Annotated in this window: 1 protein-coding gene and 1 pseudogene; both read left to right on the top strand. The window is 73.7% G+C overall.

The genetic code is table 11. The features are described 5' to 3' along the window. Positions 1–9: 9 nt before the first annotated feature. A pseudogene (locus ACZ38L_RS32360) lies at positions 10–60 on the top strand (hypothetical protein); the annotation flags it as partial. Between the two features lie 66 nt (positions 61–126). Continuing rightward, positions 127–11,306: type I polyketide synthase (locus tag ACZ38L_RS32355; protein WP_465700086.1), on the top strand; the 11,180-nt coding region annotated here is incomplete at its 3' end.

Genomic DNA, 11,306 nt, shown 5'->3' with positions numbered 1-11,306 from the left:
GAGCTCATCATGACCACGCCGAACGAAAAAGTCGTCGCAGCACTTCGGGCCTCCATCAAGGAGACCGAGCGACTGCGTCGGCAGAACCAGCAGCTGATCGCGGCCTCCAAGGAGCCGATCGCGATCGTGGCGATGAGCTGCCGGTTCCCCGGAGGCGTGGCATCACCGGAGGCGCTGTGGCGGCTGGTCGCCGACGGCGTCGACGCGATCGGCGAGTTCCCGGCCGACCGCGGTTGGCGACTGGCCGACCTGTACGACGAGGATCCCGACCGCCAGGGCACCTTCTACGCCCGTGGCGGCGGGTTCCTCACCGGCGCCGACCGGTTCGACCCGGCGTTCTTCGGGATCTCGCCGCGCGAGGCGCTGGCGATGGACCCGCAGCAGCGGCTGCTGCTGGAGACCTCCTGGGAGGCGTTCGAGCGGGCCGGCATCGACCCGGAGACGGTCCGTGGCAGCCGCACCGGCGTCTTCGTCGGCGCCTCCGCGTCGGGCTACGCCGGCGTGGCCGACCAACTGCCGGACGGAGTCGAGGGCTACCTGCTCACCGGTAACGCGGCCGCGGTGGTCTCCGGCCGGGTCGCCTACACCTTCGGCTTCGAGGGCCCGGCGGTCACCGTGGACACCGCCTGCTCCTCGTCGCTGGTATCGCTGCACCTGGCGGTCCAGGCGCTGCGCAACGGCGAGTGCTCGATGGCGCTGGCGGGTGGCGTGACGGTGCTCGCCACCCCGGACGTGTTCGTCGAGTTCAGCCGGCAGCACGGGTTGGCCACCGACGGCCGGTGCAAGGCGTTCGCGGCCGCCGCGGACGGCACCGGCTGGGCCGAGGGTGTGGGTATGCTGCTGGTCGAGCGGCTCTCCGACGCGCGGCGCAACGGGCACCCGGTGCTGGCGGTGGTCCGTGGTTCGGCCGTCAACCAGGACGGTGCGAGCAACGGTCTGACCGCGCCGAACGGTCCGTCGCAGCAGCGGGTGATCCGGCAGGCCCTGGAGAACGCCCGGCTGACGGCGGACCAGGTGGACGCCGTCGAGGCACACGGCACGGGTACCACCCTGGGTGACCCGATCGAGGCCCAGGCGCTGTTGGCGACGTACGGGCAGGACCGTGAACGGCCGCTGTGGCTGGGGTCGTTGAAATCCAACTTCGGGCACACCCAGGCGGCGGCGGGCGTGGCCGGTGTGATCAAGATGGTGATGGCGATCCGGCACGGTGTGCTGCCGAAGACGCTGCACGTGGACGAGCCCTCGCCGCACGTGGACTGGTCGGCGGGCGCGGTGGAGCTGCTGACCGAGGCCACCGAGTGGCCGCGGACCGGCGCGCCGCGCCGGGCCGGCATCTCGGCCTTCGGTGTGAGCGGGACCAACGCCCACACCATCCTGGAGCAGGCGCCGGAAGAGGCCGAGGACACCGAGCTTCCGGTGCTGCCTCCGGTGCTGCCGGTGGTGCTCTCGGCCCACGACACGGACGCGCTGCGGGCGCAGGCCGAGCGGCTGCTGCCGGTTGTCGGCGAGGCCGAACTCGGCGATGTGGCGTACTCGTCGGCGACGGGACGGGCGTCGCTGGGGCGTCGTGCGGTGGTCGTGGCGGGGGAGCGCGAGGAGCTGCTGCGCGGGCTGGGCGCGTTGGCGGCGGGGGAGTCGGCGGCGAACCTCGTCGCGGGCTCGGTGGTCGAGGGGCGACTGGCGTTCCTGTTCACCGGCCAGGGCAGCCAGCGGCTCGGCATGGGCCGGGAGTTGTACGCCGAGTTCGCCGCCTTCGCGGAGGCCTTCGACGCGGTCTGCGCTGAGCTGGACCAGCACCTTGAGCGGCCGCTGCGCGAGGTGGTGTTCGCCGCCGAGGGCGAGTCGATCCACGAGACCGGCTTCACGCAGCCGGCGCTGTTCGCGGTCGAGGTGGCGCTGTTCCGGCTCGTCGAGTCGTGGGGTGTGCGGGCGGACTTCCTGGCGGGGCACTCGATCGGTGAGATCGCTGCCGCGCACGTCGCCGGGGTGCTGTCGCTGGCGGATGCGGCGAAGCTGGTGGTGGCGCGTGGTCGGTTGATGCAGCAACTGCCCACTGGTGGTGCGATGGTGGCGGTGCGGGCGGCCGAGGGCGAGGTGCTGCCGCTGCTGGCTGGTCGCGGGGCCGAGTTGGGTCTCGCGGCGGTCAACGGGCCGTCCTCGGTGGTGCTTTCGGGCGCCGAGGCGGCCGTCCTGGAGGTCGCGGGCGAGCTGGCCGAGCAGGGTCGCAAGACCAAGCGGCTCACGGTGAGCCACGCGTTCCACTCGCCGCTGATGGACCCGATGTTGGAGGAGTTCCGGGCCGTCGCGGAGTCGTTGGAGTTCCACGCCCCGCGGATCCCGATCGTCTCGACCCTCGACCGGTCCGCCGACCTGGCCACCCCGGACTACTGGGTGCGCCATGTCCGTGAGGCGGTGCGCTTCCTCGACGCCGTGCGGGCCCTCGAGGGTGAGGGTGTCCGGACGTTCGTGGAGCTGGGTCCGGACGGGGTGCTCTCCGCGATGGGCCAGGACTGTGCCGGCACGGAGGACGTCGCGTTCGCGCCGGTGCTGCGCGCCGACCGTCCCGAGGTCCGCACGCTGACCACGGCCCTCGCCCAGGCCCACGTGCGCGGTGTCGCGGTGGACTGGTCGGCCGTCTTCGCGGGCACCGGTGCCCGCCGGATCGACCTGCCCACCTACCCCTTCCAGCGCGCACGGTACTGGCTGGAGGGCGGCGCCTCGACGGGGGACCCCGCCTCGCTCGGGCTCGTCGCGGCCGGGCATCCGCTGCTCGGCGCCAGTATCGAACTCCCCTACTGGGACGGGCTGGTGTTCACCGCCCGGTTGTCGGTGCAGTCGCACCCGTGGCTGGCGGACCACGCCGTGCTGGGCTCGATCCTGCTGCCGGGAACGGCCTTCGTGGAGCTGGCGATCCGCACCGGCGACCAGGTTGGCTGCTCGGTGCTGGAGGAGCTGACGCTGGCGGCACCGCTGGTGCTGCCCGAGCACGGCGGCGTCCAACTGCGGCTGGCGCTGGGCGCGGTGGACGAGTCGGGCCGGCGTCCGCTGAGCCTGCACTCGCGCCCGGAGGACGCCCAGGCGGAGGAGCCGTGGACCCGGCACGCCACCGGCGTGCTCGCTCCCGACACGGCCGAGGAGCCGTCGTTCGAGCTGGCGCAGTGGCCGCCGGCTGGTGCGGCCGAGGTCGACGTGACGGACCTCTACGAGCGCCTCGCCGCCGTCGGCTTCGGCTACGGACCGCTGTTCCAGGGGCTGCGGGCGGCCTGGCGGCGGGCCGACGAGGTGTTCGCCGAGGTGGCACTGCCGCAGGACGCCCGCGACGGCGCGGCCTCCTTCGGCCTGCACCCCGCTCTGCTGGACGCCGCACTGCACGCGGTCGGCATCGGTGACCTGCTCGCGGACACCGGACGCGGCCGGCTCCCGTTCGCGTGGAACGGCGTGACCCTGCACGCCTCGGGTGCCGCCGTGCTGCGCGCGCGACTGTCGCGCACCGGACCCGACGCGATCGCCCTGGAACTGGCCGACGAGTCCGGCCGTCCGGTGGCCTCGGTCGACTCGCTGATGCTGCGCGAGGTCTCCGAGGAGCAGGTGCGCGCCGCCCGTGGCGGGTTCACGGACTCGCTGTTCCGGGTGGAGTGGGTTCCGCTGCCGGTGTCGGCCGTGCCGGTCGGCCACTGGGCGGCGCTCGGCACCGACGCGCTCGGCTCGGGCGCCGACACCTTCGCCGACCTGGCGGCACTGGGTGCGGCGGTGGACGGCGGCCTGGCCACTCCCGACACGGTCCTCCTCGCCCTGGACGCCGTCGATGCGACCGAGCTCGCCTCGACCGTCCGGTCCGCGCTGAGCGGTGTGCTCGGTGTGGTTCAGGAGTGGCTGGCGGACGCGCGGTTCGCCGCCTCCCGGCTGGTCCTGGTGACTCGTGGCGCGGTGGCCGCCGATGCCACCGGGGTCGACGACCTGGTGCACGCGCCCGTCTGGGGCCTGCTGCGCTCGGCGCAGGCCGAGAACCCCGACCGGTTCGTCCTGCTGGACCTCGACACCCACGGCGCGTCCGGTGAACTCCTGGCCGGCGCGCTGGCGTCGGGCGAACCCGAACTCGCCGTGCGCGAGGGCATCGTGCGCGTGCCCCGGCTGGCCCGGACGCCCGGGTCCGACCCGGCGCCGGTGTTCGAGGCTGACGGCACGGTGCTGGTGACCGGCGCGTCCGGGATGCTGGGCGGTCTGGTCGCCCGGCACCTGGTGGTCGAACACGGCGTGCGGAGCCTGCTGCTGCTCTCGCGGCGCGGTGTGGACGCGCCGGGTGTGGTCGAACTCGCCGATGCATTGGTCGAGTTGGGCGCAGACGTCGTGGTCGCGGCGTGTGACGTGGCGGACCGTGACGCGCTGGCCGCGCTGCTCGCGGAGCACCCGGTGACGGGCGTGGTGCACACGGCCGGTGTGTTGGACGACGGGATCGTCTCCTCGCTCACGCCGGAGCGGCTCGACACGGTGTTGCGTCCGAAGCTGGACGCGGCGCTCAACCTGCACGAACTCGCCGACGGGCTCTCGACGTTCGTGCTCTTCTCCTCGGCCGCCGGCACCTTCGGTGGCCCGGGCCAGGGCAACTACGCCGCCGCCAACGTCTTCCTGGACGCCCTCGCCGCTCGGCGCCGTGCCCAGGGCCTCCCGGCGGTATCGCTCGCCTGGGGCCTGTGGGCCGAGGGCGCCGGGATGGCGGCCGGTCTCGGCGAGGGCGACGTCGACCGGATGGCACGCTCCGGCGTGCAGGGCCTCACCGCCGCCGAGGGCCTGGCCCTCTTCGACGCGGCCCTCGGTACGGACGCCGCGACCCTGGTCCCGATGCACCTGGACCTGGCCGCGCTGCGCAAGGACACCGGACGTGAGGTCCTACCGCTGCTGCGCGGGCTGGTCCGGGTCCCCGCCCGCCGGGTCGCGCGGGCCGGCTCGGCTGCCGGTTCCTCCCTGGTGCGCACGCTCAGCGCGCTGCCGGCGGGGGAGCGGGAGGCCGCGCTGCTCGACCTGGTGTGCGGTCGGGTGGCGGCGGTGCTGGGTTACGCGGACGCGACCGCGGTCGAGGGCGGCCGGGCGTTCAAGGAGCTGGGCTTCGACTCGCTGACCGCCGTCGAGCTGCGCAACGAGCTGAACGGCGTGACCGGCCTGCGGCTGCCCGCGACGCTGGTCTTCGACTACCCGAGCCCGCTGGCGCTGGCCGCCTTCCTGCGCACCGAGCTGCTGGGCGACGAGTCGCCGACGGTGGTGGCCGGCCCGGCCACGGTCGTGGCGGATGACCCGATCGCCATCGTCGGGATGGCCTGCCGCTATCCCGGTGGCGTGGAGTCGCCGGAGGACCTGTGGCGGCTGGTCTTCGAGGGCGAGGACGCGGTCTCCGGCTTCCCGACCGGTCGCGGCTGGGACCTGGACGGTCTCTACCACCCGGACCCGGACCACCAGGGCACCTCCTACGCCCGTGAGGGCGGCTTCCTGCACGACGCGGGCCTGTTCGACCCGGCGTTCTTCGGGATCTCGCCGCGCGAGGCCATCGCGATGGACCCGCAGCAGCGACTGCTGTTGGAGGTCTCCTGGGAGGCGATCGAGCGCGCCGGCATCGACCCGGCCGTGCTGCGCGGCAGCCGGACCGGCGTCTTCGCCGGCCTGATGTACCACGACTACGCCAGTGCGATCGGCGAGCTGCCCGAGGGCGTCGAGGGCTACCTGGGCACGGGCAACTCGGGCAGCATCGTCTCCGGGCGGGTGGCCTACACCTTCGGCCTGGAGGGCCCGGCGGTCACTGTGGACACCGCTTGCTCGTCCTCGTTGGTCGCGCTGCACTGGGCGATCCAGGCGCTGCGCAACGGCGAGTGCACGATGGCACTGGCCGGCGGCGTCGCCGTGATGGGCACGCCGGAGACCTTCGTCGACTTCAGCCGCCAGCGCGGCCTGTCACCCGACGGTCGTTGCAAGTCCTTCGCGGACGCCGCCGACGGCACGGGCTGGGGCGAGGGCGCGGGCATGCTGCTCGTCGAGCGGCTGTCCGACGCGCGGCGCAACGGTCACCCCGTGCTCGCGGTCGTCCGTGGGAGCGCGGTCAACCAGGACGGCGCCAGCAACGGTCTGACGGCGCCGAACGGCCCGTCGCAGCAGCGGGTGATCCGGCAGGCCCTGGTCAACGCGGGTCTGACCGCCGACGAGATCGACGCGGTCGAGGCGCACGGCACCGGCACGACCCTCGGCGACCCGATCGAGGCGCAGGCGCTGCTGGCCACCTACGGTCGCGACCGCGCCGAGGACCAGCCCCTGTGGCTGGGCTCGATCAAGTCGAACATCGGGCACACCCAGGCCGCCGCCGGTGTCGCGGGCATCATCAAGATGGTGATGGCGATGCGGCACGGCGTGCTGCCGCGCACCCTGCACGTGGACCAGCCGTCGACGAACATCGACTGGTCCGCCGGCGCCGTGGAGCTGCTGACCGAGGCACGTCCCTGGCCCGAGACCGGTCGCCCGCGCCGTGCGGCGATCTCGTCCTTCGGCATCAGCGGCACCAACGCGCACACCGTCGTCGAGCAGGCTCCTGAGGCCGCCCAGCCGAAGGCGGTGGCCGCGGAGCCGGTGCGTACGGAGGTGCTGCCGTGGCTGCTCTCCGCGAAGAGCGCCGACGCGCTGCGCGCCCAGGCCGGGCGTCTGCGCGCCTTCGTCGAGGGCCGGCCCGAGGTCGAACCGGCCGATGCCGCCTACTCGTTGGCGACCACCCGTGCCGCTCTGGAACACCGCGCCGTGGTGGTCGCCGAGGACCGTGACCAACTCCTGCGCGCGCTGGAGGGGTTGGCTGCGGGCGATGCGGCCGCCGGCGTGGTCCGGGGCACGGTGGCGCCGGGCAAGCTCGCCTTCCTGTTCACCGGCCAGGGCAGCCAGCGGGCCGGGATGGGCCGTGAACTGTACGAAGCCTTCCCGGTGTTCGCGCAGGCGTTCGACGCGGTCTGCGCGGAGCTGGACCGGCACCTGGACCGTCCGCTGAAGGATGTCGTCTTCACGGGTGAACGGATCGACGAGACGGCCCGCACGCAGCCGGCGCTGTTCGCGATCGAGGTCGCGCTCTTCCGCCTGGTGGAGTCGTGGGGCCTGCGGCCGGACTTCCTGGCTGGGCATTCGATCGGTGAGTTGGCGGCCGCGCATGTGGCGGGTGTGTTGTCGCTGGCGGATGCGGCGAAGCTGGTGGTGGCGCGTGGTCGGTTGATGCAGGCGCTGCCGTCCGGTGGTGCGATGGTGGCGGTGCAGGCGGCCGAGGACGAGGTGCTGCCGCTGCTGGCCGGCAGGGAGGCCGAGTTGGGTCTCGCGGCGGTCAACGGGCCGTCCTCGGTGGTGCTTTCGGGCGCCGAGGCGGCCGTGCTGGAGGTCGCGGGCAAGCTGGCCGAGCAGGGTCGCAAGACCCGGCGGCTGACGGTGAGCCACGCGTTCCACTCGCCGCTGATGGACCCGATGCTGGACGAGTTCCGTACGGTTGCCGAGGGTCTGACCTTCCACGCTCCCCGGATTCCTGTCGTCTCGACGCTCGACCAGTCGGCGGACCTGACCTCGCCCGAGTACTGGGCGCGGCACGTGCGCGAGGCCGTCCGCTTCCGCGACGCGGTCCAGGGCCTGGAGCGCGAGGGCGTGCGTACCTTCGTGGAGCTGGGACCGGACGGCGTGCTCTCCGCCCTCGGTCAGGAGTGCGCCGCCGCCGAGGGCACCGCGTTCGCGCCGGTGCTGCGCGCCGACCGTCCCGAGGTCCGCACGCTGACCGCCGCCCTCGGCCAGGCCCACGCGCGCGGTCTGGCCGTGGACTGGCAGGCCGTCTTCGCCGGCCGGAACGCCCGCCGGATCGACCTGCCCACCTACGCCTTCCAGCATGAGTGGTACTGGCTGGAGTCCGCGGCCCCGGCATACGGCGGCACTCCCGACCACGAGGTGGACGCGCGCTTCTGGGAAGCGGTGGAGCGCGAGGACGTCGACGCGTTGACCGCCACCCTCGCGGTCGAGGACGGTGACGCGCTGGGCACGCTGCTGCCCGCCCTGTCGGCCTGGCGTCGGCAGAACCGCGACCGCTCCATCGTGGACGGTTGGCGCTACCAGGCCGGTTGGCAGCCGGTCACCGAGGCCGTCCCGGGTGTGTTGTCGGGCTCGTGGCTGGTGGTGGTTCCCGCCGACGCCGCCGAGGACGCCGCGGTGCTGGGCACGCTGCGCGTGCTGGCCGACCGCGGCGTGGACGTCCACCGAATCGATGTCGATGCGGCGGACGCCGAGCGCGGCCGGCTCGCCGAGCGCCTCCAGCAGGCGGCGGTGACCGGCGTGCTCTCCCTGCTGGCGCTGGGCGAGGCGATGCCTCTTGCCGCCAGCCTGGCGCTGGTGCAGGCGCTGGGCGACGCCGGCATCGCCGCGCCGCTGTGGTGCGTGACGCGCGGTGCGGTGACGACCGGTCCCGCCGACCGGCTCGCCAGCCCCGAGCAGGCGCAGCTGTGGGGTCTGGGCCGGGTGGTGGCCCTGGAGCACCCGGAGCGCTGGGGCGGCCTGGTCGACCTCCCGGAGAGCCCGGACGATCGAGTGCTCGCCCGCCTGGCGGGTGCGCTCGCCGGCCAGGAGGACCAGGTCGCGGTTCGCGCCTCGGGTGTCCTCGCCCGCCGCCTGGTGCGCGCGCCGCGCGGGGAGGCGGGTCAGCAGTGGCAGCCGTCCGGGACCGTTCTGGTCACCGGCGGTACCGGCGCCCTGGGCGCCGAGGTGTCGCGTTGGCTGGTCCGCGGCGGCGCCGAGCACCTGCTGCTCACCAGCCGGCGCGGTCCGGACGCCCCCGGTGCCGCCGAACTGTGTGACGAGCTCACCGAGTTGGGGGCCACCGTCACCGTCGCCGCGTGTGACGTGGCCGACCGTGGCGCGCTGTCCGCGCTGCTCGCGTCGCTGGAGCAGCCGGTGTCGGCCGTCTTCCACACGGCCGGTGTGCTCGACGACGGCGTCGTCGATGGCCTGACCGCCGAGCGCTTCGCCGCCGTCGCCCGTCCCAAGGTGGACGCCGCCCGCAATCTGCACGAACTCACCGGCGGACTCTCGGCGTTCGTCCTCTTCTCCTCGATCGCCGGCACGATCGGCAGCGCGGGTCAGGGCAACTACGCCGCCGCCAACGCCTACCTCGACGCCCTCGCCGAGCAGCGTCGCGCCGACGGCCTGCCGGCCACCGCCATCGCCTGGGGCCCGTGGGCCCAGGGTGGCATGGCCGCCGACGAGGCACTGGCCGAACGCCTGCGCCGAGGCGGAATGCGGGCCATGGCACCGGAGTTGGGCCTCGCCTTCCTGCAGCGCGCGCTCTCCGTCGAGGACACCACGGTGGTCGCCGCCGACCTGGTCTGGGAGAGCTTCGCTCCGTCCTTCGTCGCCGCTCGTCCCAGCCGTCTCCTCGAGGGCCTGCCCGAGGCCCGTCAGGCGATCGAGCAAGCCGCCCCCGCCTCCGCCGCCGACGGGGCCACCGCCCTGGCGCAGCGCCTGGCCGGCCTGCCCGAGGCCGAGCGGGATCGCGTGCTGCTCGACGTGGTGCGCGGCAACGTGGCCGCCGTGCTGGGTTACGGCGATCCGGAGTCCGTCGAGGTCGGCAAGGCGTTCCGGGAGCTCGGCTTCGACTCGTTGACCGCCGTCGAGTTCCGCAACCTCCTGGCCACGGCGACCGGCCTGGCACTGCCCGCCACGCTGGTCTTCGACTACCCGACCACGGCCGCGCTGGCCGAGCACCTGCGCTCGGAGCTGCTCGGCGAGGCGTTGCCCGCCCTGGCCGCCGCCGCGTCGACCGCCGCCGACGACGAGCCGATCGCCATCGTCGCGATGAGCTGCCGTTTCCCCGGCGGGGTCGGTACGCCCGAGGAGCTGTGGCAGCTGCTCACCTCCGGCGCCGACGCGATCTCCGGTTTCCCGACCGACCGCGGCTGGGACCTGGAGACTCTGCTCAACGCCGGTGCCGATGGGGCGCATTCGTCCCACACGGGTCACGGTGGCTTCCTCCACGACGTCGCCGAGTTCGACCCGACCTTCTTCGGGATCTCGCCGCGCGAGGCGCTGGCGATGGACCCGCAGCAGCGGCTGCTGCTGGAGACCTCCTGGGAGGCGATCGAGCGGGCCGGCATCGACCCGACCACCCTGCGCGGCAGCCGGACCGGTGTCTACGTCGGTACCAACGGCCAGGACTACCTCCAGCTGGCGATGGACACCGCCGACGACCTCGCCGGCTACCTCAGCACCGGCAACGCGGCGAGCGTGGTTTCCGGTCGGCTCTCCTACACCTTCGGGCTGGAGGGACCGGCGCTCTCCGTCGACACCGCGTGCTCGTCCTCGCTGGTCGCCCTGCACCTGGCCGTGCAGGCGCTGCGCAGCGGCGAGTGCACGATGGCGCTCGCGGGCGGTGCGACGGTGATGTCCTCGCCGGGTGCGTTCGTGGAGTTCAGCCGCCAGCGCGGGCTCGCCACCGACGGCCGCTGCAAGGCCTTCGCGGCGGCGGCGGACGGCACGGGCTGGGGCGAGGGTGTCGGCATGCTGCTCGTCGAGCGGCTCTCCGACGCCGAGCGCAACGGACATCCGGTGCTGGCACTGGTCCGGGGCTCGGCGCTCAACCAGGACGGTGCGAGCAACGGTCTGACCGCTCCCAACGGTCCCTCCCAGCAGCGGGTCATCCGGCAGGCGCTGGTGAACGCGGGTCTGACGGCCGGTGAGGTCGACGCGGTCGAGGCGCACGGCACCGGGACGACCCTCGGTGACCCGATCGAGGCGCAGGCGCTGCTCGCCACCTACGGTCAGGACCGCGAACACCCGCTGTGGCTGGGCTCGATCAAGTCCAACATCGGGCACACCCAGGCCGCCGCCGGTGTCGCGGGGATCATCAAGATGGTGCTGGCGATGCGGCACGGCGTGCTGCCGCAGAGCCTGCACATCGACGAGCCGACCCCGCACGTGGACTGGTCGGCGGGCGCGGTCGCGCTCCTCGCCGAGAACCAGCCGTGGCCCGAGACCGGCCACCCGCGCCGGGCCGGGGTGTCGTCCTTCGGCATGAGCGGTACCAACGCGCACGTCGTGCTGGAGCAGGCTCCCGTCACCGTGGACGAGCCGGCGCCGGCCGGGACCGCTGTGCTGCCGCTGGTGGTGTCGGCGAAGAGTGAGGCGGCGTTGCGCGGGCAGGCGGCGCGGTTGCTGGCCTTCCTGGGCGATCGACCCGAGCTCGAACTGTCCGATGTGGGTCGCGCGTTGGTGGTGTCGCGGTCGGTGTTCGAGCATCGTGCGGTGGTGGTCGCGGGTGACCGTGA

The sequence above is a fragment of the Kitasatospora sp. NPDC024654 genome, assembly GCF_055559155.1.
The sequence above is the reverse complement of the archived record's forward strand: the minus strand, read 5'-3'. Positions and strand labels throughout refer to the sequence as shown.